The organism is Streptomyces tagetis, assembly GCF_018069565.1.
Classification (GTDB): Bacteria; Actinomycetota; Actinomycetes; order Streptomycetales; family Streptomycetaceae; genus Streptomyces; species Streptomyces tagetis.
In genome coordinates this window covers 46533-71295 of sequence record NZ_JAGPNL010000001.1, presented here as the reverse complement: position 1 = coordinate 71295, position 24763 = coordinate 46533, and the positions used below count along the sequence as shown (strand labels likewise).

Sequence of the window (24763 nt, the reverse complement as noted above, 5' to 3'; positions counted from 1 at the left end):
CCCGAATGTTCCCGTGGGCACGGTGTTCTGTCTGGTGTTGCGGGCAGCTCGCACTCGGCCCGCAACAGGTCTTTCTCACGCGCCGCCCCGCGGCCGGGCCCTGCCCCGGAGGTCCGGGTCCGGCCCGCCGCTCAGTCGGCGGCGCCTGCGGGCTCGGGGACGTGACCCGCCCCCGTGGACCCGCGGTCGCCCTCCCGGCCCCCCGGGCCGGTGTCCCCGGCGTCTCCGCCGGGCCGGACCGCGGCCTCCCTGAGCTCCACGATCGCCGCCTCGAAGTCCTCCAGCGAGTCGAACGCCCGGTAGACGGAGGCGAATCGCAGGTAGGCGACGAGGTCGAGTTCCTGTAGCGGACCGAGTATGGCCAGCCCCACGTCGTGGGTGGTCAGCTCGGCGCTCCCGGTGGCCCGCACGGCCTCCTCGACCCGCTGGCCGAGCTGGGCGAGGGCGTCCTCGGTGACAGGACGGCCCTGGCAGGCCTTGCGCACGCCGTTGATGACCTTGGTGCGGCTGAACGGCTCGGTGACCCCGGACCGCTTCACCACCATGAGAGAGCACGTCTCCACGGTCGTGAAACGGCGGGAGCAGTCGGGGCACTGACGGCGTCTGCGGATCGACGTGCCGTCGTCGGTCGTACGGCTGTCGACCACACGACTGTCGGAATGCCTGCAGAAGGGGCAGTGCATGAACTCCCAACCCTCCTCACAGCAGACTCGATGGCCTCGGGAGACCCTTCGGCCCCCTCGAAGCAGCCCCCAGCATAGGCGATCGCGACGGGCCGGAAGACCGGGGTCACCACAACTTATGGGCTGCAACCGCAATCCAACCACTACATGTGGGGATTGGCTCAGATAAACACGCCTCGCACGCGTGTCATTCCCGTCCGTGCAGGCCCGAGCGTTCCGCCCCGGCGTGTCGCCCGCGGGCGCGCGCCCCGGACGCGCCGCCGGGGGCCGGCCGGTACGGGGATACGGTGAGCGCCGCGGGGAGGCGGGGTGAGGCTACCGCGCGAAAGGGGCCCGCCCCCTGTCGAACGGACGACCGGATGGCAGACTGTCCGGGAGCCGCGACACGGTCACCCCGGCGGTGAAGAGTACAGCAATAGGCCCTTTTGCCCGACCGGCAATGCGAGAGCCATACACCCGCACACATGATCAAAGCGAGCGCTTCACGGTTTTTCACTCGAACGTGTGTTTGGCGCAACCTTTCGAAAGCAACTACCGTTGTGCAGCAGGGAGACCATCGAGAGGGGCCGACGTGACCACCACCGCAGACAGTGCGACCATCACTGCCCAGGACCGCCCCCAGGGCCGACCTGAGCAGATGCACGCGATGAGCGACGCCGCGAATCCCGAGGGGCACAAGCGCTCCCTGCCGGGCCGGCCCCCCGGCATCCGGGCCGACAGCTCCGGTCTCACCGACCGCCAGCGCCGGGTGATCGAGGTCATCCGCGACTCCGTGCAGCGGCGCGGCTACCCGCCGTCCATGCGCGAGATCGGCCAGGCCGTCGGTCTCTCCAGCACCTCTTCCGTGGCGCACCAGCTCATGGCGCTGGAGCGCAAGGGCTTCCTGCGCCGCGACCCGCACCGTCCGCGCGCCTACGAGGTCCGCGGCTCCGACCAGGCCGCCTCGGCGCAGCCCACCGACACCGCCGGCAAGCCGGCCGCGTCCTACGTCCCGCTCGTCGGCCGGATCGCCGCCGGTGGCCCGATCCTCGCCGAGGAATCGGTCGAGGACGTGTTCCCCCTGCCCCGGCAGCTCGTCGGCGACGGTGAGCTGTTCGTCCTCAAGGTGGTCGGCGACTCCATGATCGAGGCCGCCATCTGCGACGGCGACTGGGTCACGGTCCGCCGCCAGCCCGTCGCGGAGAACGGCGACATCGTCGCCGCGATGCTCGACGGCGAGGCCACCGTCAAGCGCTTCAAGCGCGAGGACGGCCACGTCTGGCTCCTCCCGCACAACGCGGCCTATGAGCCCATCCCCGGTGACGACGCGACCATCCTCGGCAAGGTGGTGGCCGTACTGCGTCGCGTCTGAACGCCACGGCGGGCGGACGTCCCCTGCGGAGGACGCGCCGACCCGCCGACTCGACGGGGCCCCGGGACCACTGCGCCGGTTCCGGGGCCCTGCACTGAGCCCGGCCCCGCACCGCGGGTGCCGGGCCTCTTCGACCCTTGGGGCCCCGGGCTCAGCCGGCTTCCGTCTGCCGCGCCACCGCGTCGATCGCCGCCAGGGACTTACGGACCTGCCCGCCGTCCGTGGTGTACCAGAAGTCGGGCAGGGACGCCTTGAGGTAGCTTCCGTACCGGGCCGTCGCCAGCCGCTGGTCGAGGACCGCGACCACACCGCGGTCGCCCGACGCCCGCACCAGCCGGCCCGCTCCCTGGGCCATGAGCAGGGCGGCATGGGTGGCCGCGACCGCCATGAAGCCGTTGCCGCCGGCCTCCTCGACCGCCTTCTGGCGCGCGCTCATCAGCGGGTCGTCCGGACGCGGGAACGGGATCTTGTCCATGACGACGAGCTGGCAGCTCGGACCCGGCACGTCGACGCCCTGCCAGAGCGAGAGCGTGCCGAAGAGGCAGGTCCGCGGATCGGCGGCGAAGTTCTTGATCAGCTCGCCGAGGGTCTCCTCGCCCTGGAGGAGGATCGGGAACTCGGGGATGCGGGTGCGCAGTTCCTCGGCGGCGAGCTGGGCCGCGCGCATCGAGGAGAAGAGCCCCAGCGTACGACCGCCGGCGGCCTGGATCAGCTCGGTGAGTTCGTCGAGCATGTCGGCGCGGTCGCCGTCCCGGGCCGGGCGGGCCAGGTGCCGGGCGACGTACAGGATGCCCTGCTTGGGGTAGTCGAAGGGCGAGCCGACGTCGATGCCCTTCCACTGGGGCACGTCGTCGCCCTCGGTGCCCTCGGGGGCGAGGCCGAGGGAGGCGCCGACGCCGTTGAAGTCGCCGCCGAGCTTCAGGGTGGCGGAGGCGAGGACGACCGAGCGGTCGGTGAACAGCTTCTCGCGCAGCAGCCCGGAGACGGACATGGGGGCGACGCGCAGGGAGGCGCCGAAGCGGTCGTGCCGCTCGTACCAGACGACGTCCCACTCGGAGCCGTTGCTGATCCGCTCGGCCACCTCGTGCACGGACTCGACGGAGGACAGGGCCTGTTTGCGGACCGCGTCCTCGTCCTGCACGGACTTGTCGCGGGTCGCGCCGATCGCGGAGATCACCGTGCGGCAGGCGTCGCGCAGGGCCATGAGGGAGTAGCCGAGGTCCTCCGGGATCTCCTCCAGGCGGCCCGGAAGGGCCAGCTCCATCAGCCGCTCGAAGCCCTCGGCGGCGGTCTGGAGCTGGTCGGCGGCCTTCTCGTCGACCAGCTTGGCGGCCCGGCGCACGGCCCGGTTGACCTGGCCGGGGGTGAGTTCGCCGGTGGCGACGCCGGTGACCCGGGAGACCAGTTCGTGCGCCTCGTCGACGATCAGTACCTCGTGCTGCGGCAGGACCGGGGCGCCCTCGATGGCGTCGATCGCGAGCAGGGCGTGGTTGGTGACGACGACCTCGGAGAGCTTGGCGCGCTCCCGGGCGTTCTCGGCGAAGCACTCCGCGCCGTAGGCGCACTTGGAGGCGCCGAGGCATTCGCGGGAGGAGACGGAGACCTGGGACCAGGCCCGGTCGGAGACGCCGGGGGTGAGGTCGTCGCGGTCCCCGGTCTCCGTCTCGTCCGCCCAGTCGCGCATCCGCAGCAGGTCCTGGCCCAGCTTGCTGGTGGGGGCGGCGGCCTCGAACTGGTCGAACAGGCCCTCTTCCTCGTCCTGGGGCATCCCCTCGTGGAGGCGGTGCAGGCACAGGTAGTTCGACCGGCCCTTGAGCATGGCGAACTCGGGGCGGCGGCGCAGTTGCGGGTGGAGCGCGTCGACGGTGCGCGGCAGGTCGCGTTCCACGAGCTGGCGTTGCAGGGCGAGGGTGGCGGTGGCCACGACGACGCGCTCACCGTGGGCCAGCGCGGGCACGAGGTAGCCGAGCGACTTGCCGGTGCCGGTGCCGGCCTGGACGAGCAGATGGGAGCCGTCGTCGATCGCTTCGGCGACGGCTTCGGCCATGGTCACCTGGCCGGGACGCTCCGTTCCGCCGACGGCGACGACGGCGGCGTGCAGGAGTTCGGGGAGTGAGGGCTTCGTCATAGCGCGACCACCCTACGGCCCGGCACCGACATTCGTGGCCCCGATCCGGTGCCGGGCGGCGGGAGGGTCCGGGGCGACGGCGGAGGGGAAGGCAAGGGGGCTCCTGGACGGGGAGGCGGGCGGGTCGGCGGGTGCGGGCCGCGTCGCGGGCGGCACCGGTCCACCGGGGGGGGAGGGTGCGGGAAGACGCTGCCGACCGGCGCGGGCGGGCGTGCCACGCGCGGGGTCAGCGGACCGTCGGCGTGGGGACCGGGCCGGTGGGGCGGTCCGCCTCCACCGCCTCGCATGCCTCCGCCGCCGCGACCGCCTCCACCGCCGCGACCGCGTCGGCCAGGCGGTCCAGCGCGGCCGTGGCCTGTTCCTCGGTGACGGTCAGCGGGGGCAGCAGCCGGACGACGTCGCCGCAGGGGCCGCCGATGTCCACGATCAGCCCGCGCCGCAGGCATTCCCGGCGGATCGCGGCGGCGAGGTGCGGGGCGGCCGTCTCCATGCCGATCAGCAGGCCCCGCCCGCGCACGGCGCCGACCACACCGGCCGGGCGGCCCTCCAGTTCCCGGAGCCGCGCCAGTATGCGGGCGCCCAGGGCGGCGGCGTGTTCGGCGAGCCGGTGCTCGCGGACGTGGGCGAGGGTCGCGGCGCCCGCGGCCAGGGCGAGCTGGTTGCCCCGGAAGGCGCCGCCGAGGGGCTCCCCCACCGGCAGGTCGGCGTGGTGGACGAGGGCCGTGAGCGGCAGGCTGCCGCCGGTCGCCTCGGCGAGGACCAGGACGTCGGGGGTGATCCCGCTGTGCTCGACGGCCCAGAAGGCGCCGGTCCGGCCGACGCCGGTCGCCGTCTCGTCGGCGATGAGGGGGACGGAGCGTGCGGAGGTGAGGCGGCGCAGGCCGCGTATCCACTCGTCCGGGGCGGGGGTCATCCGGCCCTCCCCGCTGACCGGTTCGACGAGGAGGGCGGCGGGCGGCCCCTCCCCCGCCACGCCGTCGAGCAGGGCCTCCGGCGCGTGCGCGCCGGGGCCGCTCACGCGCACGGACACGAGGTCGTACGGCGCGCGCGGGTCGCGGGCGCGGGGCACGCCCGGGGGCGGGGCGTCGGTGCAGCGGACGACGCGGGTGCGTCCGGTGGCGGTACGGACGAGGGCGAGGGCGGCGACGACCGCGTCGCCCTCGGCCGGTCCGCAGAACCGCACGCGCGCGTGGTCGGCGAGTCCGGGCGGCAGGGTGCGCAGCAGTTCGGTGACGAAGGCGTCCTCGACGGGGGTGGTGACGTCCATGACCTGCAAGGGGGCGCCCGAGTCGAGCACCTTGCGGATAGCCTCCAGGACGACCGGGTGGTTGTGGCCGAGGGCGAGGGCGCCGCCGCCCGAGGCACAGTCCAGGTAGCGGCGGCCGTCGGCGCCCTCGATGAGGAGGCCACGGGCGCGGACCGGGACGATCGGCAGGGCGCGCACGTAGGTGCGGGCGGCGCATTCGCGTGCCGTCTGGCGTTTCGGTGCGCCCGGCTGGGCCGCGCGCGCCCGCGCGGACGGTTCGTACGGGGCGCTTCCGGGCACCGGGTCCGGCCCGGTCCCGCCGCGCTCCGGCCCGACGCGCTCCGGCCCGCCGTGCCCGCCCCCGGCGCCGGGACGGGCCCCGCCCCGCCGGGTGCCGTCGTCCCGGGTGTCACCCCGCCAGTGGCCGTCGTCCCGCCGGTGACCACCCGGCCCGCGGCCGTCGTCCCCCGTGCCGTCGCGCAGGGCCCGGCCCCGCCGGATGGCGTCCCGCCCGGCCCGGTTTCGTACGGACGCGTCGGTTCCGTACTCGCCCGGCTCCCACGAGACCCCGCTCCCGTTCACGGTTTCCGTCACGGCTCTCCGCCCTCCCGCTGACCAGAGGCGAGTCGCGCACGGTGTCGCGCTCGGCACACAGGCCCGCGTCAGGACAGCGGGCCCCCCACCCCTGACAACCCCCCACGGCGTACGGGGTTACGGGTGACCGCGAGATCCCTCACGGGAAGAGGTCCGGAGGCCGGGTCAGCGGCCCGCCCCGGCCGCCCGGTCCGCTTCGAGACCGGTGAGCAGGGACTCGATCGTGTAGCGGTACAGCCGCTCCCTGCTGGCGTCGGGGTCGTCGGCCCACTCACGCAGCCAGGGCCGCATGGCCTCCCACCCGGCCCCGGCGCCGGCCGGTGGCGCCATCGCCATCAGGTCGGCGGCGGCCTCGCCCCGCCCGCGCCCGGCGAGCTTGCGGTCGTCGTCGAGCGCGATGAGCAGCATCGAGGTGTTGAGCAGCACGGCGTAGGCGAGCGGGGCGCGCGGCCCGAAGCCCGCGTCGGCGAGCAGGCCGATGCCCCGGTCCATGATCGGCAGGGCGGCGGGGACGGTGGCGCCGTCGCGGACCAGGCGGCGGGCGACTCCCGTGTAACCGGCGATGATGTCCCGGCTCGGGAGGAGCAGCGCGCGGAACCACTCCTGCCAGCCGAGGTCGGCGGGCGGGTTGGGCATCAGCGCCACGACGCGCTGGACGACGGCGTCGAGGACGGCGTCCCGGTCGCCGACGTGGTGGGCGATGGTGTTGGGCCAGGTGCCGAGCGCGTGGGCCAGTTGGCGGACGGTCCAGCCGTCCAGTCCGTGGTCGCGGGTCAGCCGCAGCGCGGTGTCGACGACCAGTTCGGGCGTGAGCCTCGGCTTGGGGCCGCCGCGCGGGCTGGGTCGTCGGGTCCGCGGCTCACCGGGTCTCGCTGCCATGCCCGTCACGTTCTCACACCGCGCGGGACGGGGGGCGTGCGCCGTCGCCGGGGCCCCGGCCGCCACCGCCCGGACCGCGACCCCGCCTCCGCCCCCGGCCCGCCCGGCTCGGTCACCTCCGCGCGCCCTTCCCTCCCCGTACACGCCTCTGGACGCGCCTCCCACCCCCCTTGAGCCATCCACCAAGGTAAGGCTAACCTAATTGGACACTGTCCAAGAGTTCGGAGGCCGTCATGTCACCAGGTGAGCAGCGCAGCGCGAGCACCGCGGGCGGGTCGGAGGGGAGTCCGCCGCGGGCCGGGCTGGTGCTCACGGTCGTGTGCCTGTGCCAGTTGATGGTGGTGCTGGACGTCTCGGTGGTGAACGTCGCGCTGCCCTCGATCCGGACCGACCTCGGGTTCACCGCCTCCGGCCTCCAGTGGGTGGTCAACGCGTACACGCTCGCCTTCGGCGGTCTGCTGCTGCTCGGCGGACGACTCGCCGACGTGATCGGGCAGCGCCGGGCGGCGGTCGCGGGGCTGGCCCTGTTCGGCGTGACCTCCCTGCTCGGCGGGCTCGCGCAGCAGCCGTGGGAGCTGGTCGCGGCGCGGGCCGCGCAGGGCGTCTCCGGCGCCCTGCTGCTGCCGGTGAGCCTGACGGTGATCACGACGACGTTCGCCGAGGGCCCCGCGCGGCACCGGGCGCTGGCCGTGTGGGGCGCGGTGGCCGGCGCGGGCGGCGCGGCGGGGGTGCTGCTCGGCGGGGTGCTCACCGAGTACCTGGACTGGCGGTGGGTCCTCTTCGTGAACGTCCCGATCGCCGCCGTCGCGATCCCGCTCGCCGTGGCGTGCGTCCCGGCCCGGCGGCCGGGGCGGCGACCGCGGCTGGACATCGCGGGCGCGGTGCTGGCCACGGCGGCGATGGTGGTGCTGGTGTACTCGGTGGTCCGCACCGACACCTACGCCTGGGGTTCCCCGCAGACACTGGGCGGGCTGGCCCTCGGCCTGGTGCTCGCCGGGGCGTTCGTGGCGGTGGAGCGGCGGACGGCGGCGCCGCTGGTCCGGCTGGGCATCCTGCGGTCCCGGTCGCTCGCGGTGGCGTGCCTGACCGTCTTCCTCATCGCCTGCGGGCAGTTCGGGGCGTTCTACTTCGCCTCCCTCTACCTCCAGGGCGTCGTGGAGTACAGCCCGGTCCGCACGGGGCTGGCGTTCGTGCCGTTCAGCCTCGGGGTGGTCACCGGCACCATCGTCGCCGGGCGGATCATGGCCCGCGTCGGGCCCCGGCCGCCGCTGGTCGTCGGGCTGGTGCTGGCGGCGGCCGGGATGAGCTGGTTCGGCGCGGTGAGTCCGCACGGCAGCTTCACCGGCGACATCCTCGGACCCTCGCTGGTCGCCTCGCTGGGACTCGGGCTCTGCATGGTCCCGAACACCGCGGCGGGCACCTCCGGCGTGGCCCGGGAGGAGGCGGGGCTCGCCTCCGGGCTGCTCAACTCCGCGCGGCAGTGCGGCGGCAGCATCGGCCTGGCCGTCCTGGTCACCGTCGCGGGCACCGTCACCCGCCACCACGAGGACCCGGCCGGAGCGGCGGCCGTGACGGCCGGTTACGGGCGGGCGTTCCTCGTCTCCGGGCTGCTCATCGCCGTCGCCGCGCTGGCCGCCGCCGTCCTGCTGCCGCGCCGGCCGGCCCCGGACCCGGCCGGGGGCGCGGACGCGGACGCGGAGCCCGCGGCGGCCGGCACCGGCGGCTGAACCCCGCGCACCGCACGGGCGGTGACGGTACGTCAGCTTGCGTGACCGTCCGGATGACGGCCAGGTCAGAGTGCTTGTGGCCGAACCGTTGCCGTTCCGTCGGCGCTCTTCCACAGCGACCGCATAGTGTGTGGTGCCGTTCCAGGCCGTCGTGCCGGCCCGCGTGAACCCGTCCCGGGAGCACACGGACCGGCACGACGGCCGCGCCAGGTTCCGTCACCACAGGGGGAGTCACCACCATGCGATCCATACGGCCGTCCTTCACCACCCGCGGGCGCCGGGGACGGCGGCGTGGTCCCGCCCCCGTGCCGGCCGCCGTGCTCCTCGCCTCGACGCTCGTGCTCACCGCCACCGCCTGCGACGCGGGCGATCCCGAGGCGGGCGGCGGCGGCAGCGCCTCCACGGCCGCGGACGACGGCGCCGGCGGCGGCAAGATCCGCGTCCCGGAGCATCTGAAGGACAAGCTCAAGGAACACGGGATCGACCTCGACGCCTGGAAGAACGGCGCCTGGAAGAACTGGGACAAGGACGACTGGCTGCGCGAGGCGCAGGACTACGTCAACCCCATCATCGAGGACCTGTGGGACCCGGACCGCATGCGGGACGCGGAGGAGCCGGACCAGGGGGTGGACGAGGACGACCTCACCGACGACCAGGGCGTGACCGACCCCGAGCCCCGGCCGGTGCGGGCCCGCGCCGTGCCGCCCAGGTACCACGAGAGCGCCCCCACGGCGGGCAAGGTCTTCTTCGACTCCCCCGAGGGCACGATGGTCTGCTCGGCGACGGTCGTGCAGGACCCGGCCCACCCCGGCAAGTCGAACCTGGTGTGGACGGCGGGCCACTGCGTGCACGCGGGCAAGAAGGGCGGCTGGTACCGCAACATCGCCTTCGTCCCCTCGTACAACGACGCCGCGCGCTCCGGCGCCGACCTGGAGAACGCCGCCAAGAAGGACGTCGCCCCGTACGGCCTCTGGTGGGGCGACTGGGCGCAGACCTCGGAGCAGTGGATCGAGCAGGGCGGTGCGACGGGCGGCGACGGCGCCGCGTACGACTTCGCCGTGATCCACGTGACCCCGGAGAAGGGCGGCGACGGCAAGTCGCTGGAGGAGACGGTCGGCGCGGCGCTGCCGGTGGACTTCGCGGCCCCGGCCGCACCCCGGCTGGAGAGCGTCACGGCGATCGGCTACCCGGCGGCCCCGCCCTACGACGGCCAGAAGCTCCACCAGTGCCAGGACAAGCCGGGCCGCCTGTCGCTCAGCGCGTCCGACCCGACCATGTACCGCATCGGCTGCACCATGACCGGCGGTTCCTCCGGCGGCGGCTGGGTCGCGGCCGGCTCCGACGGAAAGCCCGCGCTGGTCTCCAACACCTCCATCGGCCCGGTGACGGCCGGCTGGCTGGCCGGTCCGCGCCTCGGCGACGAGGCCAAGGGCGTGTACGACGCGGTCAGCGGCAAGTTCGCCGGCCGCTGACCCGGACGCCGGGCCGCGGCGGTGGGGCACGCGGCCCCGCCCGGCGGCCCGACACCCCTCTCCTGTCCGCGTATCCGTCTCTCACCACGGGGGGTCATCGCACCATGCGTTCCTCATCCACCCACGGCAGGTCCCGGCGCCGCGGGCGCGTGCCGACGGCAGCGGGCGGGCTCGTCGCCGCCCTGGTGCTCACCGTGACGGGGTGCGGCGGCCCCGGGGACGGCGGCGCGGACGCCCGCGCGGGCGGCGGTGTCTCCCGGCCGGGCGCCGGGAGCGGGCTGCCGGGCGAGATCGCGGACCGGCTGCGCGAGCACGGCGTCGACCTCGACCGCTGGAAGGACGGCGGCTGGAAGGACTGGGACCGGGAGGACTGGCTGCGCGAGGCGCAGGACTACGTCAACCCGGTCATCGAGGGGCTGTGGGGTCCGGAGCGGATGCGGTCGGCGCGGGAGGCCGACAAGAGGGTCACCACGCTGGACACCGGGGCCGACCGGGGCGTCAGCGACCCGGAGCCGGCGCCCGTGGAGGCCGAGCCGGAGAAGACGCCGTACCACGCCCACGCGGCCCCGGTCGGCAAGGTCTTCTTCGACTCCCCCGAGGGCTCGATGGTCTGCTCGGGCACGGTGGTCAAGGACGCGGCCCGTCCGGGCCGGTCCAACCTGGTGTGGACGGCCGGCCACTGCGTGCACGCGGGCGCGGGCGGCGGCTGGTACCGCAACATCGCCTTCGTCCCCTCGTACAACGACCTCGGCGCCTCCGAGGCGCGGCTCGCCGGGGCGACGACGGCCCGGATCGCGCCGTACGGCACCTGGTGGGCGGACTGGGCGTCCACGTCGAACCAGTGGATCGAGGGGGGCGCGAGCACCGGCGGCGACGGGGCCGCCCACGACTACGCGGTGCTGCACGTGACGCCGGAACAGGGCGCGAGGTCCCTGGAGGAGACGGTCGGCGCCGCCCTGGACATCGACTTCTCCGCCCCGAGCGCGACACAGGTCGCGGCGATGGGTGCCTGGGGGTATCCGGCGGCGCCGCCCTACAACGGGCTGCGGATGTTCAAGTGCCTGGACCGGCCCGGCCGGCTCTCGCTGGGCCCCTCGCTGCCCACGATGTACCGGATCGGCTGCACCATGACCGGCGGTTCCTCCGGCGGCGGCTGGTTCCGGGTGGTGGACGGCGAGACCCGGCTGGTGTCGAACACGTCGATCGGCCCGGTGACGGCCGGGTGGCTGGCCGGGCCCCGACTGGGTCCGGAGGCCGAGCAGATGTACCGGAGCATGAGCGGCGCGCACGGCGACGGCTGACCGTCCGGGCCCGGACGGGCTCGGTCGGACACCGGAGGACGGACGGGGAAAGGCCCGCCCCCGCGGCGTCTGCGGGAGCGGGCCTTCGCGTACGTGCGTTGCGTCAGAGCGCCGGGGCGGGAACGTACGGCGTGAGTTCCGCCGCGAGTTCCTCGTGCACGCGGGCCTTGATCAGCGTGCCGTCCGCGGTGTGCTCCTCGGAGAGCACCTCGCCCTCGTCGTGGGCGCGCGCGACGAGCCTGCCCCGCGTGTACGGGACCAGCGCCTCGACCTCGACCGAGGGCCGGGGCAGTTCGCGGTCGATCAGTTCGAGCAGTTCCTCGATGCCGTCGCCGGTGCGGGCGGAGACCGCGATGGAGTGCTTCTCCACGCGCATCAGCCGCTGGAGCACCAGGGGGTCGGCCAGATCCGCCTTGTTGACCACGACGATCTCGGGTACGTCGGTGGCGCCGACGTCCCTGATCACCTCGCGCACGGCGGCGAGCTGCTCCTCCGGGGCCGGGTGCGCGCCGTCCACCACGTGCAGGATCAAGTCGGACTCGCCGACCTCCTCCATCGTGGAGCGGAACGCCTCGACCAGGTGGTGCGGCAGGTGCCGGACGAATCCGACGGTGTCCGCCAGGGTGTAGAGCCGGCCGCTCGGCGTCTCCGCCCGGCGCACGGTCGGGTCGAGGGTGGCGAACAGCGCGTTCTCCACCAGCACGCCCGCGCCGGTGAGCCGGTTGAGCAGCGAGGACTTGCCCGCGTTGGTGTAACCGGCGATGGCGACGGAGGGCACCCGGTGGCGCTTGCGCTCCTGGCGCTTGATGTCGCGGCCGGTCTTCATCTCCGCGATCTCACGGCGCAGCTTGGCCATCTTCTCGCGGATGCGCCGCCGGTCGGTCTCGATCTTGGTCTCACCGGGGCCGCGGGTGGCGAGGCCGCCGCCCGAGCCGCCGCCCATCTGCCGGGACAGCGACTGACCCCAGCCGCGCAGCCGCGGCAGCATGTACTGCATCTGCGCGAGCGCCACCTGCGCCTTGCCCTCGCGGGACGTGGCGTGCTGGGCGAAGATGTCGAGGATCAGGGCCGTACGGTCGATGACCTTGACCTTGACGACGTCTTCCAGGTGGATGAGCTGGCCGGGGCTCAGCTCGCCGTCGCAGACGACGGTGTCGGCGCCGCTCTCCAGGACCACGTCCCGGAGCTGCTGGGCCTTGCCGGAGCCGATGTAGGTGGCCGCGTCGGGCTTGTCCCGGCGCTGGATCACGCCGTCGAGCACCATCGCGCCCGCGGTCTCCGCGAGGGCGGCCAGCTCGGCGAGCGAGTTCTCGGCGTCCCGCGCCGAGCCCGAGGTCCAGACGCCGACGAGGACGACCCGCTCCAGGCGGAGCTGCCGGTACTCGACCTCGGTGACGTCCTCCAGCTCGGTGGAGAGGCCCGCCACCCGGCGCAGAGCCGCCCGGTCGGAGCGGTCGAACTGCTCGCCGTCCCACTCCGTGCCGAGCTCGGGGCTCCAGGCGACGTCCTCTTCCATCAGGGCATCGGCCCGAAGGCCCTCGGGGTAGGTCTGCGCGAGACGCTTGGTGTCCTGGGAGGGAGAAGAAGAGGAGGTCATTGGTTCCTTACGTAGCTGGGAAACGAGAGATGACGTCACTGGTGGAACGCTTGGGCGCACGGGGAGATTCCCGGGCCCGGACCGCGCCGTCCCGATGATGGTCGCACGGGACGGGGCGTCTCGTCACCGGCTTATCGGGCCGGTACCGGGGCGGCGAGCGCCTTGTCGGTCGTGGCCGTCGCCTCCTGCGCGGCGGAGGCGGGCTTCCAGTCGGGCCGGCCGGGCATCGGCGGGGTCTTCGCGTCGTACAGCCAGGCGTGGAGGAAGCCGGTCAGATCGCGGCCGGCGGTCTCGGAGGCGAGGCGGACGAAGTCGGCGGTGGAGGCGTTGCCGTCCCGGTGGCGGGAGGTCCAGCTCCGCTCCAGGCGCTCGAAGGCGGGGCCGCCGATCTCCTGGCGCAGCGCGTAGAGCACGAGGGCGGCGCCGTCGTAGACGTTGGCGCGGAAGATGCCGATCTTGTTGGCGGTGGACGGCGGCTTGGGGGCGCCGGGCGGTCCGCCGGAGGTGCGCCACTGGTCGGAGGCGCCGTAGGCGGCCTTCATGCGGTCGGCCAGGGGCCGGCCTGCGGTCTCCTCGCTCCACAGGGCCTCGTACCAGGTGGCGTGGCCTTCGTTGAGCCACAGGTCGGACCAGGAGCGGGGGCTGACGCTGTTGCCGAACCACTGGTGGGCCAGTTCGTGCACCATCAGCGACTCGACGTACCAGGCGGGGTAGCCGGGCTCGGTGAAGAGTCCCTTCTCGAAGAGCGAGAGCGTCTGGGTCTCCAGTTCGAAGCCGGTGGTGGCGTCGGCCATGAGCAGGCCGTACGTCTCGAAGGGGTAGCGGCCGGCCTTCTCCTCCATCCAGGCGATCTGCCCGGGGGTCTTCGCCAGCCAGGGTTCCAGGGCCGCTTCCTGGCCCTCGGGCACGACGTCGCGGACGGGCAGTCCGTGCGGGCCGGGGCGGTGCAGCACGGTGGAGCGGCCGATGGAGACCTGGGCGAGTTCGGTGGCCATCGGGTGCGCGGAGCGGTAGGTCCAGGTGGCCGAGGTGCCGGCCCGCCGCACGCCGTCCGGCAGCCCGTTGGCGACGGCGGTGAGCCCGTCGGGGACGGTGACGCGGAAGGTGAAGCGGGCCTTGTCCGAGGGGTGGTCGTTGCAGGGGAAGACCAGGTGGGCGACGTCGGCCTGGTTGGCCATGGCGAGCCCGTCGGCGGTGCGCACCCAGCCGCCCTGGCGGTCCTCGGGGGAGACGGGGTCGCTGGTGTGGCGCACGGTGATCCGTGTCCGGTCGCCCTTCTCCAGGGACTTCTCCGGCGTGATCACGAGGTCTTCGCCGGCCGTGGCGAAGCGCGCCGGTTCGCCGTCGACCTCGACGGAGCCGACCGTGCCGTGGGCGAAGTCGAGGTTGATCCGGTCCAGGTCGGCCGTGGTGCGGGCGTCGATGACGGTGACGGCCTTGAGCGGCTCGGTGTTCTTGCCGGAGTAGGTGAAGGAGAGGTCGTAGGCCATCACGTCGTAGCCGGGGTTCCCCAGGTGCGGGAAGAGGGGGTCGCCGATGCCGAGCGGGACCGGCGGGGTGTCGGCGGCGACCAGGCAGACGGTGACGGCCGGGGCGAGCAGCGCGACCGCCCGGAGCCGGCGGCGGGCGCGGCGGGGGGCGGCGGGGCGGGGGGTGTGCGGCATCCCCCACGGCTATCAGCGCGGGCGCGCGCCACGGCGACGGCGCGCGCCCGGGGCACCCGAACGGGTACCGGACCCGCCCCGCCGCCGTCAGCCTCTCCGGCCGTCCGGCCCCGTCAGACCCCCGTCGTCTGGGGCTGGGCGCGGCTCACGTCGTACACGCCGGCCACATTGCGCATCGCGCGCATCAGGACGGGCAGGCGGGCCGCGTCCGGGAGCAGCACGGTGTACGTGTGCCGCACCCGCTGCCGGTCGGGCGGCTCGACGGTCGCGGAGACGATCTGGGCGCCCTCCTGGGCCATGGCCTCGGTGAGGTCGGCGAGCAGGTGGGGGCGGCCGAACGATTCGGCGAGCAGCGTGACCCGGCATCCGGCGGTCTCGCCCCAGTGCACGCCGACCTCCGTGCGTCCGGTGCCGCGCATGCGGGCGACCGCGCCGCAGCCGACGCGGTGCACGGTGACGACTCCCCCGCGGACGGCGAAGCCGGTCACCTCGTCGGGCGGTACGGGGGTGCAGCAGCCGGCCAGCCGTACGGTGGCGCCGGGGAGGTCGGCGATCACGTCGTCGGGGGCGGGCCGCGGGGCGGGGCCGGCGGCCGGGGGGCGGGGGACGGACGCCTCGGCGGCGGTGTCCCGGGCGGCCGTGCCGGTGCGCTGCGGGTCGGGGGCGGGGGGCTGCGGGCGGGCGGCGAGCCGGCGTTGGATGGCGATGCGCGCGGTGGGGGTGTGGGCGTGCTCCAGCCACTCCTCGGAGGGCTCGGAGGCCGGGTCCTGGCCCATCAGGAGCTGGACCGAGTCGCCGTCCCGGAGCACGGTGCTGAGCCTGGCGAGGCGCCCGTTGACACGGGCGCCGATACACGCGTGCGCGTCCTCCCCGTACTGGGCGTAGGCGGCGTCGACACAGGTCGCGCCCTCGGGGAGGCCGAGGCTGCCGCCGTCGGGGCGGAAGACGGTGATCTCGCGGTCCTGGGCGAGGTCCTCGCGCAGGGTGGACCAGAAGGTGTCCGCGTCGGGGGCGCCCCGCTGCCAGTCGAGCAGCCGGGAGAGCCAGCCGGGCCGGGTGGGGTCGGCGCGCTCCCCGTCCTCGCTCTGCTCCTCCGAGGGAGGGGCGTAGGGGTTGCCGAGGGCGACGACCCCGGCCTCGGCGACCTTGTGCATCTGGTGGGTGCGGATGAGGACTTCGACGACCTGGCCGTCGCCGGCCCGGGTCACGGCCGTGTGCAGCGACTGGTACAGGTTGAACTTGGGGACGGCGATGAAGTCCTTGAACTCCGAGACGACGGGCGTCATGCAGGTGTGCAGCTCGCCGAGGACCGCGTAGCAGTCGGCGTCCTCCTGGACGAGGACGAGGAGCCGGCCGAAGTCGGCGCCGCCGAGCGGGGCCCGGCTGCGGGAGACGCGGTGCACGGAGACGAAGTGCCGGGGCCGGATGAGGACTTCGGCGCTGATGTCGGCCTCGCGCAGCACCGTGCGCACCTCGTCGGCGGCGGTGGCGAGGGGGTCCTCGGGACGGGCGCCGTTCTCGTCGACCAACTCCCGGGTGCGCGCGTACTCCTCGGGGTGCAGGACCGCGAAGACCAGGTCCTCCAGTTCGGACTTGAGCGCCTGGACGCCGAGCCGTTCGGCGAGGGGGATGAGCACGTCCCGGGTCACCCTGGCGATGCGTTCCTGCTTCTCGCGGCGCATGACGCCGAGGGTGCGCATGTTGTGCAGCCGGTCGGCGAGTTTGATCGACATCACGCGGACGTCGTTGCCGGTGGCGAGGAGCATCTTGCGGAAGGTCTCGGGCTCGGCGGCGGCGCCGTAGTCGACCTTCTCCAGTTTGGTGACGCCGTCGACGAGGTACCGGACCTCGGCGCCGAACTCCTTGCCCACCTGGTCGAGCGTCACCTCGGTGTCCTCGACGGTGTCGTGGAGGAGGGAGGCGGTGAGCGTCGTGGTCTCCGCGCCGAGTTCGGCGAGGATGAGGGTGACGGCGAGGGGGTGGGTGATGTACGGCTCGCCGCTCTTGCGCATCTGGCCGCGGTGCGAGGACTCGGCCAGCAGGTAGGCGTGGCGCAGCGGTTCGACGTCGGCGTCGGGGTGGTGGGCGCGGTGCGCCTCGACGACGTGGCCGATGGCGGCGGGCAGCCGGCCGCGGGTGGCGGAGCCGAGCAGTGCGGCGCGGCCCAGGCGGCGCAGGTCGATGCGGGGGCGGGCCTTGCGGCGGGAGGCGGCCGGGGTGACGCCGCCGGCCGTCGTGGGCATCGCTGGGCCTGGGGTCGCGGGTTTCGCGGCCTCCGCGTTCATGGGCACCTCCGGCTGCACGGACCGGTGGACGGGGAATCCCAGGGCGGACACGGCTCAGGGGATGGCGTCGGTCCCCCGTCCGGACCGGTGCTTGATGCTATCGAGCCCACCACGTGCGGCAGACCGCCTCTCGCCGAGCGTGAAACGGATCACCCATTCGAGCGAAGGTGAGGTGCTTGACGTTTCCTCCCGGAGTGTATGAGTCCGGTTCCGGGCCGGGTGGGGCGTGTGGGGGTCAGGGGGCGGTATCCGCCCGGTTCCGGGTCAGTCGCCCACCCCCTCCAGCCACTCCGGGTCCAGCTCGCCCTCGGCCACGATCACGGCGGGGCCGGTCATCTCGATCTCGCCGTCGGGCCGCTCGGTGATCACCAGGGTGCCGCCGGGCACCTCGACGGTGTACGTCGCCGGGAGGCCGGTGAGCGCGGGGTCGGCCCCGTCCCGGCGGGCGGCGGCGACGGCGACGGCGCAGGCGCCGGTGCCGCACGAGCGGGTCTCCCCCGAGCCGCGCTCGTGGACGCGCATCGCCACGTGCCGCGGGCCCCGGTCGGCCACGAACTCGACGTTGACCCCGTGCGGGTAGGCGGCTGCCGGGCGGAAGGGCGGCGGGGAGAGCAGGTCTCCGGCGTGGTCGAGGTCGGCCACGAAGGCGACGGCGTGCGGATTGCCCATGTCGACGTGGCGGGCGGGCCAGGTGCGCTCGCCGACGCTCACCTCGACCTCGCCCTCGGGCAGCAGGGCGCGGCCCATGCCGACGGTGATGTCGCCGTCCTTGGCGAGGTGCACCCGCTTCACCCCGCCACGGGTGGCCACGGTGAGGTCGCCCTCGGTCACAAGTCCGGCGTGCTGGAGGTAGCGGGCGAAGACGCGGACCCCGTTGCCGCACATCTCGGCGATCGAGCCGTCGCTGTTGCGGTAGTCCATGAACCACTCCGCCTCGGCGGCCATCTCCCGGGCCTCGGGGTGGGCCGCGGAGCGCACCACGTGCAGCACTCCGTCGCCCCCGAGACCCGCGCGGCGGTCGCACAGGGCGGCGACCGTGGCGGCGGGCAGGTCCAGGGCGTTGTCCGGGTCCGGCACGATCACGAAGTCGTTCTCGGTGCCGTGGCCCTTGAGGAAGGCGATCCGCGTGCTCATTCCTCGATCGTACGGGGTGGGTGCGACACCCCGCGCGGGGCTGTGGACGGACCCGGCGGACCGGCCCCGGAAGCGGCGGGAGCGCGTCAGCCGCGCAGGCGGGCCACCCGCCACACGGCGAGGACGACGACCGCGCCCACCGTCAGCGTGTACGCGAGGATCACCCGCCAGTCGGCGCGGCGGCCCGAGCCCCGCTGGGGCAGCCCCGGCCAGGTGTGGCCGACCCGCAGGGCGGCCATCATGCCCCAGCCGGCCGCGCACGAGCAGATCAGCAGCCCGAGCATGGCGATCACGGCACCGCTGTCGCCGAAGTCGAAGGCGAGCGGGAAGGCGAACATCAGCGAGCCGAGCGCCGCCAGTCCCACGATGGGGGCGAGCTGCCAGATCCGCAGCCGCCGCTGGGGGCGCAGCTCGACCTCGACCTCGTCCCCGTACATCGCGTCGGGCCCGGGGCCGTCGGCGGCCACGCCGTCCGGCGTCTCGTCGGGTCCGTCGGGGCTCAGACGCCCCCCGGGCGGCTCAGACCCGCCGCGGTCGGCGGTGCCGTGCCCGGTGCCCGGAGCGGTGTTGTGAGGGCCGGCCTCCATCGCCACGCGCCCTCCCCACTAGGAATCACTGGTCGATCGAAGCTCGATGATGGCACGGTGTCGAAGGCCGCGATGACGGCCGGAGCGTCCCGATGCCATCACGTGATCAGGCTGTAACCGGTCGTTCGACCAACGACAGGGCCAGGCCCGGAAGTTCCGCCCGGTCGGCGACCGCCCCACTCAACCAATGCACCCGCGGGTCGCGCCTGAACCACGAATCCTGACGGCGCGCGAAGCGTTTGGTCGCACGGACGGTCTCGGCCCGTGCCTCGTCCATCGTGCACGCGCCGGCCAGTGCCGCGAGCACCTGCTGGTAGCCCAGCGCGCGCGACGCCGTACGCCCCTCGCGCAACCCCTGCGCCTGGAGTGCGCTCACCTCCTCGACGAGCCCCGCCTCCCACATCCGGTCGACGCGGCGCGCGATGCGCTCGTCCAGTTCGGGGCGGGCCACGTCGACGCCGATCTGCACGGTGTCGTAGAAGGAGTCGTGGCCGGGGAGGTTGGCGGTGAAGGGCTTGCCGGTGATCTCGATCACCTCCAGGGCCCGGACGATGCGGCGCCCGTTGCCCGGCAGGATCGCCCGCGCGGCGTCCGGGTCGGCGGCGGCGAGCCGGGCGTGCAGCGCCCCCGAGCCGCGCAGCTCCAGTTCCTCCTCCAGGCGGGCCCGCACGGCGGGGTCGGTGCCGGGGAACTCCAGGTTGTCCACGGCCCCGCGGACATAGAGGCCGGAGCCGCCGACCAGGACCGGCCAGCGGCCCTCGGCGAGCAGCGCGTCGATCCGCCGCCGCGCCATCCGCTGGTACTCGGCGACGGAGGCGGTGACGGTCACGTCCCAGATGTCGAGCAGGTGATGGGGGACGCCGCCGCGCTCCTCGGGCGTCAGCTTGGCGGTGCCGATGTCCATCCCCCGGTAGAGCTGCATGGAGTCGGCGTTGACGACCTCACCGCCCAGCCGCTGGGCGAGGAAGACGCCCAGATCGGACTTACCGGCCGCGGTGGGCCCGACGACGGCGATGACACGGGGGGCGGAAGGTGCGGTGCTCACCGCCCCAGTCTCCCAAACCTCCGAGCGTGGACTCGAATGAGTTACGTGACGGCGGGTTTCCGGGGTCGTTGCCCGTTGCGAGGTTCCAGCCCCCGGATCGCCGGACCGCCCGCCCTCGTCCACACGGACGGACGTACCGGACACCGCGGGACATCGCTCGCACGAGTAACGTATGGAGTTGACATGGGCGTTTTTGCGCGGCTTTTTCGGAGGTCGACGACCACGGAGGAGGCGTCGGCCGGCGAGACGCGGGCCGACACCCCGGCGGCGGACCCCACGGCGGCGGAGTCCGTGACGGTGGAGTCCGTGGCGGAGGGGACCGCGACGACGACGGACCCGGCGGACGCCGGGACCGGTGAGACGGCGGAGCGGGCGGCGCGATCCACCGCGGACGCCGGCTCGGAGAGCGTCGAGATCCCCAAGCAGCAGTCCGCCGGGGACGCCGCCACCGAGGCGGCCGACAAGAGCGCCCGTACCTGACCGCTCCGCGAGGGAAGGCGAACCATGGGTCTCATGGACAACTTGAAGGCCAGACTCGAACCGGCCAAGGGCAAGGTCTCGGACCTCGCGCAGCAGCACGGGGACAAGATCGACCGAGGTCTCGACAAGATGGCGAAAACGGTCGACGAGCGGACCAAGGGCAAGTACAGCGACCGCATCCAGACCGGCCGGGGCAAGGCCAAGGACGCCATGGAACGCCTCGCGCACAAGGAGGACGAGGGGAAGGAAGGCGGCGGGAACGCGCCGGGCGGTACGCCGCCGTCCGCGCCGCCGCCCGCTTCCTGACCGAAGCCGCGCCCGAAGGGGGTGACCGGCACGATCCCGTGCCGGTCACCCCTGAGCCGTGCCCTCGGGTGCGGCGGGGCTTCGGCGGGCCGGCTCCGGCCCGGCGGGCCCGGTGTCAGGACCAGGTGGCCACCGTGTAGCCGACCCCGTAGGGCGCGTCCTCGTACAGCAGCGCCCCGGTGAGGTCACTCGCCTCGGCGGCGCCCGCGAGGACCTGCCAGGGGGCGCGGCCGGAGACCATCAGCTCGCGGGCGAGCCCCGCGTCCAGCGCCGCCAGCGCGGGCCCGTCCGCGGCGCCGAGCGCGCGCGTGACCTCCGCGTCGAAGGGCACCGCCCGCTCGTCGAGGTACCCGGGCGCCTTGAGGGTGCGGCGGGCACTGCCGTCGCCGAGCACCAGCAGGGCCACCCGGCCCGCCCGCGCGGCCAGTTCCCGCCCGATCCGCGCGCAGGTCCCGGGCGGCGCGTCCTCGCCGATCCCGATGCCCTCGACCGGGGCACCGGCCCACCCGGTGCGCTCCAGGAGCCAGGCGCCCACGGCGAGCCCGTACGGCAGCTCCCGTCCGGCGTCGCCCGCGCCCTCCGCTCCGAGGCGCACCCGCGTGTCCACGCCGAAGCCCCGGAAGGAGCCCCGGGTGCCCGCGGGGTGCGTCCCGGACCCGGCGCCGGGTGCCGGGCCGACGACGACGAGGAGGTCGGGCCGGGCGGCGGCGGGCACGCCCAGCGCGTCCACGCACGCGGTGCGCGCGGCGTCCAGCTCGGGTGCGGCGCCCGCGGCGACCTCGGGGACGAGGAGGGGCGGGCAGGGGCAGACGGCGGCGGCGACAAGCATGACCGGAGCGTAACCCCGGCGTCGCGGAAACGGCCGGGGGGCTCCCTCCAGCGGGCCGCGCGCACCGGCCGCCCGCCGCTCAGCCGGCCCGCCCGGCCTCAGCCGAGGCCGCAGCCGCTCGCCGCGACCGGCTGGGGCTCGGGCACGCCGATCGTGGGCAGGCCCAGCATCACCCCGGCGGGCTTGGCCGCTCCCGCCGTGGTCCGCTTCTCCCAGGCGTCGCCCGCGCGGGTGCGGCGCACCCCCAGCACCGGGCCCTCGGCGAGGAGGTGGTGCGGGGCAGCGTAGGTGATCCGCACGGTGACCACGTCGCCGGGGCGGACCTCCTGCTCGGGCCTGTCGAAGTGGACCAGCCGGTTGTCGGGGGCGCGGCCGGACAGGCGGCGGGTGGCGTCGTCCTTGCGGCCCTCGCCCTCGGCGACCATCAGGTCGAGGGTGCGGCCGACCTGCTTCCTGTTCTCCTCCCAGGAGATCTCCTCCTGGAGGGCGACCAGCCGCTCGTACCGCTCCTGGACGACGGCCTTGGGGATCTGGCCGTCCATCTCGGCCGCCGGGGTGCCGGGCCGCTTGCTGTACTGGAAGGTGAACGCCTGCGCGAACCGGGCCTCGCGGACCACGTGCAGGGTCTGCTCGAAGTCCTCCTCGGTCTCCCCGGGGAAGCCCACGATGATGTCGGTGGTGATCGCCGCGTGCGGGATCGCGGCACGCACCCGCTCGATGATGCCGAGGTAGCGCTCCTGCCGGTACGAGCGGCGCATCGCCTTCAGCACCGGGTCGGACCCGGACTGGAGCGGCATGTGCAACTGCGGCATCACGTTCTCCGTCTCGGCCATGGCGGCGATGACGTCGTCGGTGAAGTCGCGCGGGTGCGGGGAGGTGAAGCGGACGCGCTCCAGGCCCTCGATCCGCCCGCAGGCCCGCAGCAGCTTGCCGAACGCCTCGCGGTCGCCGATGTCGGAGCCGTACGCGTTGACGTTCTGCCCGAGCAGGGTGATCTCGGTGACGCCCTCGGCGACCAGGGCCTCGACCTCGGCGAGGATGTCGCCGGGACGGCGGTCCTTCTCCTTGCCGCGCAGCGCCGGGACAATGCAGAAGGTACAGGTGTTGTTGCAGCCGACGGAGATGGAGACCCAGGCCGCGTAGGCGCTCTCGCGCCGGGTGGGCAGCGTGGACGGGAACGCCTCCAGCGATTCGGCGATCTCGACCTGTGCCTCCTCCTGGACGCGGGCGCGCTCCAGCAGGACGGGCAGCTTGCCGATGTTGTGCGTGCCGAAGACGACGTCGACCCAGGGGGCCCGCTTCACGATGGTGTCGCGGTCCTTCTGCGCCAGGCAGCCGCCGACCGCGATCTGCATGCCGGGGCGGCGGGCCTTGTGGGGGGCGAGGTGGCCGAGGTTGCCGTACAGCTTGTTGTCCGCGTTCTCCCGGACGGCGCAGGTGTTGAAGACGACGACGTCCGCGTCGCCGTCGGAGCCCTCGGGGGCGCGCACGTACCCCGCGTCCTCCAGCAGGCCGGACAATCGCTCGGAGTCGTGGACGTTCATCTGGCACCCGTAGGTGCGTACCTCGTACGTGCGTGTGCCGCCCACTGACTGGCTCCGGTCGATGCTGCTCATGACGACAAGAGTAGGCGGTCCGCGGGGATGGCCCCGGCCCCTGTGGACAACCTCGTTCAGGGCTCGATCAGGCCGGCCCGGATCGCGTAGCGGGTGAGTTCCAGGCGGTCGCGGACGCCGAGCTTCTGGAGCAGGTTGGCGCGGTGCCGCTCGACGGTCTTGGCGCTGATGAAGAGCATCTCGCCGATCTCCTTGGAGGTGTGCCCCTCGGCGACCAGCTTGAGGATCTCCTCCTCGCGCTCCGTGATGGGCCGCTCGGGCAGGTCCCCGCCGCGCTGCACCCGGTCCAGGTAGGAGCGGACGAGGGTGCGCTCGGCGCCCGGGTAGATGAACGGCTCGTCGCGCACGGCGGCCCGGCACGCCTCCACCAGGTCCCGGTCGGCGACGGACTTGAGCACGTACCCGCAGGCCCCGGCCTTCAGTGCCTCGAAGAAGTACTGCTCGTTGTCGTACATGGTCAGGATGAGGATGCGCAGCTCGGGCAGGCGCCTGGAGAGTTCGCGGGCCGCCTGGAGGCCGGTCATGCGGGGCATGGCGACGTCCAGCACGGCGAGGTCGACCCGGTGGGCCCGTGCCGCCGCGACCGCCTCGGCCCCGTCCCCCGCCTCGGCGACGACCGTCAGGTCCGGTTCCCCGTCCAGGATGAGGCGCACTCCCCGGCGTACGAGGGTGTGGTCGTCGGCGAGCAGGACGCGGATCGGGGGCCGTGCGGGCATCAGGGGCGGTCTCCGGTGGGAACGGGGATGTGCAGGCGTACGTCGGTGCCGTGTCCGGGGGCGGACTCGATGCTCAGGTCGGCTCCGACCAGCAGCGCGCGTTCGCGCATGCCGTGGATGCCGGCGCCCTCGGGGGCGGCGCCGAGGCCGGCGCCGTTGTCGCGCACGAGGAGTTCGACCCCGTCGGGCAGCGAGCGCAGGCCCAGTTCGGCGCGGTCGGCGGCGGCGTGGCGGGCGGTGTTGGTCAGCCCCTCCTGGGCGACGCGGTAGATCACGAGTTCCGATTCGGGGCTGAGCGGCGGCAGGTCGGCGGTGACGTGGTGGCGGACGGTGAGCCCGTGGTGGGTGAACTCGGCCGCGAGGGAGCGCAGGGCGCTGGCGAGGCCGAGTTCCTCCAGGACGCCGGGGCGCAGCCGGCGGGCGATGCGGCGGATCTCGTCGAGCCCGGCCCGGGTCGCCTCCTGGGCGAGGGTCACGTCGGCGCGCAGGTCCCCGGGGACCCGGTCGGCGACGCGCTTGAGCTGGAGCAGGACGGCGGTGAGGGTCTGGCCGACCTCGTCGTGCAGTTCACGGGCGATGCGCTGGCGCTCGCCCTCCTGCGCGTTCAGGGCACGTCCGGCCCCGGCGGCGCGTTCGGCCTGGAGCCGGTCCAGCATGTCGTTGTACGTGGCGATCAGCTCGGCCGTCTCGGGCGGCCCCGTGACCTCCGGCCGGTCCCCCGCGACCATCAGGTCGGCGGTGCCCATCGCGCGGCCCAGCCGGTGCAGCGGGCCGAGGCCGATGCGCAGCACGACGGCGTTGCCGACCAGCAGCGCGCCGAGTCCGGCGATGACGAGCAGGGCCTCGCCCAGCAGGACGGGCGTGGAGACGGTGACCGGTCCGAGCAGCAGAGCGGTCGCCACGATGAGGCACGCGGCGTTGAGGGAGAAGATCCGCCAGAAGAGCGACACGGTCCGCTTCCCGCTCCTCCCGGATTCCACCCACAACAGCGCCTGGGCAAGTTTCGCCGCTCGCGACGGGTTGCGTATATCCGTCGCGACACCCATATCGTCACCGTACGCGCGGATGACAGCATGTCGACGGTACGCACGCGCCCGCAGGCGGGCGAATGCGGTCAAGACAT

Annotated in this window: 20 protein-coding genes; 6 read left to right on the top strand and 14 right to left on the bottom strand. The window is 74.1% G+C overall.

Translation table 11 applies throughout. The annotated features are described in order from the left end of the window. Window positions 1-131 precede the first annotated feature (131 nt). Window positions 132-683 (bottom strand): transcriptional regulator NrdR, encoded by a 552-nt coding sequence (nrdR, locus tag J5Y05_RS00290; protein WP_210867678.1) that lies wholly within the window; start codon window positions 681-683, stop codon window positions 132-134. A gap of 571 nt (window positions 684-1254) precedes the next feature. On the opposite strand from nrdR, the gene lexA reads away from it, so the two are divergent. After that, window positions 1255-2034: a transcriptional repressor LexA gene (lexA, locus tag J5Y05_RS00285; RefSeq protein ID WP_030421242.1), complete on the top strand. Its 780-nt coding sequence runs from the start codon at window positions 1255-1257 to the stop codon at window positions 2032-2034. A 151-nt stretch (window positions 2035-2185) separates the two neighbouring features. On the opposite strand, the gene J5Y05_RS00280 is transcribed toward lexA, so the two are convergent. The 3 genes from J5Y05_RS00280 to J5Y05_RS00270 all read right to left on the bottom strand — a co-directional run bounded on the left by J5Y05_RS00280 (window position 2186) and on the right by J5Y05_RS00270 (window position 6881). After that, complete coding sequence (locus tag J5Y05_RS00280) at window positions 2186-4162, bottom strand: ATP-dependent DNA helicase (protein WP_210867677.1); 1977 nt, start codon at window positions 4160-4162, stop codon at window positions 2186-2188. A 226-nt stretch (window positions 4163-4388) separates the two neighbouring features. Continuing rightward, window positions 4389-5708 carry an aminotransferase class III-fold pyridoxal phosphate-dependent enzyme gene (locus tag J5Y05_RS00275; RefSeq protein ID WP_210869577.1) on the bottom strand — a complete coding sequence of 440 codons (1320 nt, stop codon included), beginning with the start codon at window positions 5706-5708 and terminating at the stop codon, window positions 4389-4391. 459 nt (window positions 5709-6167) lie between these two features. Beyond that, window positions 6168-6881: a TetR family transcriptional regulator gene (locus tag J5Y05_RS00270; protein ID WP_247613977.1), complete on the bottom strand. Its 714-nt coding sequence runs from the start codon at window positions 6879-6881 to the stop codon at window positions 6168-6170. Window positions 6882-7114: 233 nt separating this feature from the next. On the opposite strand from J5Y05_RS00270, the gene J5Y05_RS00265 reads away from it, so the two are divergent. The 3 genes from J5Y05_RS00265 (at window position 7115) to J5Y05_RS00255 (ending at window position 11381) form a co-directional block, all read left to right on the top strand. Further along, window positions 7115-8608, top strand: a complete 1494-nt coding sequence (locus tag J5Y05_RS00265) for an MFS transporter (RefSeq protein WP_247613976.1) — start codon at window positions 7115-7117, stop codon at window positions 8606-8608. A 239-nt stretch (window positions 8609-8847) separates the two neighbouring features. Further along, the gene (locus tag J5Y05_RS00260) at window positions 8848-10080 is read left to right on the top strand and encodes a trypsin-like serine peptidase (RefSeq protein WP_210867676.1); all 1233 of its coding nucleotides are present in this window, start codon (window positions 8848-8850) and stop codon (window positions 10078-10080) included. A 104-nt stretch (window positions 10081-10184) separates the two neighbouring features. After that, window positions 10185-11381, top strand: coding sequence for a trypsin-like serine peptidase (locus J5Y05_RS00255; protein ID WP_210867675.1), 1197 nt, complete (start codon window positions 10185-10187; stop codon window positions 11379-11381). Between the two features lie 103 nt (window positions 11382-11484). Here J5Y05_RS00255 and hflX read toward each other — a convergent pair whose 3' ends face one another. The 6 genes from hflX to miaA form a co-directional block, all read right to left on the bottom strand. Continuing rightward, window positions 11485-12978: a GTPase HflX gene (gene hflX / locus J5Y05_RS00250; RefSeq protein ID WP_210867674.1), complete on the bottom strand. Its 1494-nt coding sequence runs from the start codon at window positions 12976-12978 to the stop codon at window positions 11485-11487. A gap of 131 nt (window positions 12979-13109) precedes the next feature. Next, entirely contained in the window at window positions 13110-14642 is a 1533-nt protein-coding gene (locus tag J5Y05_RS00245) for a M1 family metallopeptidase (protein WP_210867673.1), read from the bottom strand. 113 nt (window positions 14643-14755) lie between these two features. Then, window positions 14756-16927 carry a RelA/SpoT family protein gene (locus J5Y05_RS00240; RefSeq protein ID WP_210869571.1) on the bottom strand — a complete coding sequence of 724 codons (2172 nt, stop codon included), beginning with the start codon at window positions 16925-16927 and terminating at the stop codon, window positions 14756-14758. 264 nt (window positions 16928-17191) lie between these two features. Further along, the gene (gene dapF / locus J5Y05_RS00235; RefSeq protein ID WP_210867672.1) at window positions 17192-18061 is read right to left on the bottom strand and encodes a diaminopimelate epimerase; all 870 of its coding nucleotides are present in this window, start codon (window positions 18059-18061) and stop codon (window positions 17192-17194) included. 86 nt (window positions 18062-18147) lie between these two features. Beyond that, window positions 18148-18648 (bottom strand): hypothetical protein, encoded by a 501-nt coding sequence (locus tag J5Y05_RS00230; RefSeq protein ID WP_210869569.1) that lies wholly within the window; start codon window positions 18646-18648, stop codon window positions 18148-18150. Between the two features lie 106 nt (window positions 18649-18754). Then, window positions 18755-19693 (bottom strand): tRNA (adenosine(37)-N6)-dimethylallyltransferase MiaA, encoded by a 939-nt coding sequence (gene miaA, locus J5Y05_RS00225; protein WP_210867671.1) that lies wholly within the window; start codon window positions 19691-19693, stop codon window positions 18755-18757. 183 nt (window positions 19694-19876) lie between these two features. Between miaA and J5Y05_RS00220 the strand changes: the two genes are divergently transcribed. Both J5Y05_RS00220 and J5Y05_RS00215 read left to right on the top strand, forming a co-directional pair. Beyond that, a complete protein-coding gene (locus tag J5Y05_RS00220) occupies window positions 19877-20173 on the top strand; it encodes a hypothetical protein (protein ID WP_210867670.1) in 297 nt (98 codons plus the stop codon). 24 nt (window positions 20174-20197) lie between these two features. Beyond that, a complete protein-coding gene (locus J5Y05_RS00215) occupies window positions 20198-20479 on the top strand; it encodes an antitoxin (protein ID WP_210867669.1) in 282 nt (93 codons plus the stop codon). A 115-nt stretch (window positions 20480-20594) separates the two neighbouring features. Here J5Y05_RS00215 and J5Y05_RS00210 read toward each other — a convergent pair whose 3' ends face one another. From J5Y05_RS00210 to J5Y05_RS00195, 4 genes are all read right to left on the bottom strand, one after another. Next, entirely contained in the window at window positions 20595-21308 is a 714-nt protein-coding gene (locus tag J5Y05_RS00210; RefSeq protein ID WP_210867668.1) for a class III extradiol dioxygenase subunit B-like domain-containing protein, read from the bottom strand. A gap of 98 nt (window positions 21309-21406) precedes the next feature. After that, the gene (gene miaB, locus J5Y05_RS00205; RefSeq protein ID WP_210867667.1) at window positions 21407-22924 is read right to left on the bottom strand and encodes a tRNA (N6-isopentenyl adenosine(37)-C2)-methylthiotransferase MiaB; all 1518 of its coding nucleotides are present in this window, start codon (window positions 22922-22924) and stop codon (window positions 21407-21409) included. A gap of 56 nt (window positions 22925-22980) precedes the next feature. After that, the gene (locus tag J5Y05_RS00200; protein WP_210867666.1) at window positions 22981-23640 is read right to left on the bottom strand and encodes a response regulator; all 660 of its coding nucleotides are present in this window, start codon (window positions 23638-23640) and stop codon (window positions 22981-22983) included. Beyond that, a complete protein-coding gene (locus J5Y05_RS00195) occupies window positions 23640-24686 on the bottom strand; it encodes a HAMP domain-containing sensor histidine kinase (RefSeq protein WP_210867665.1) in 1047 nt (348 codons plus the stop codon). The genes J5Y05_RS00200 and J5Y05_RS00195 overlap by 1 nt, the downstream gene beginning before the upstream one ends. Window positions 24687-24763: the final 77 nt, after the last annotated feature.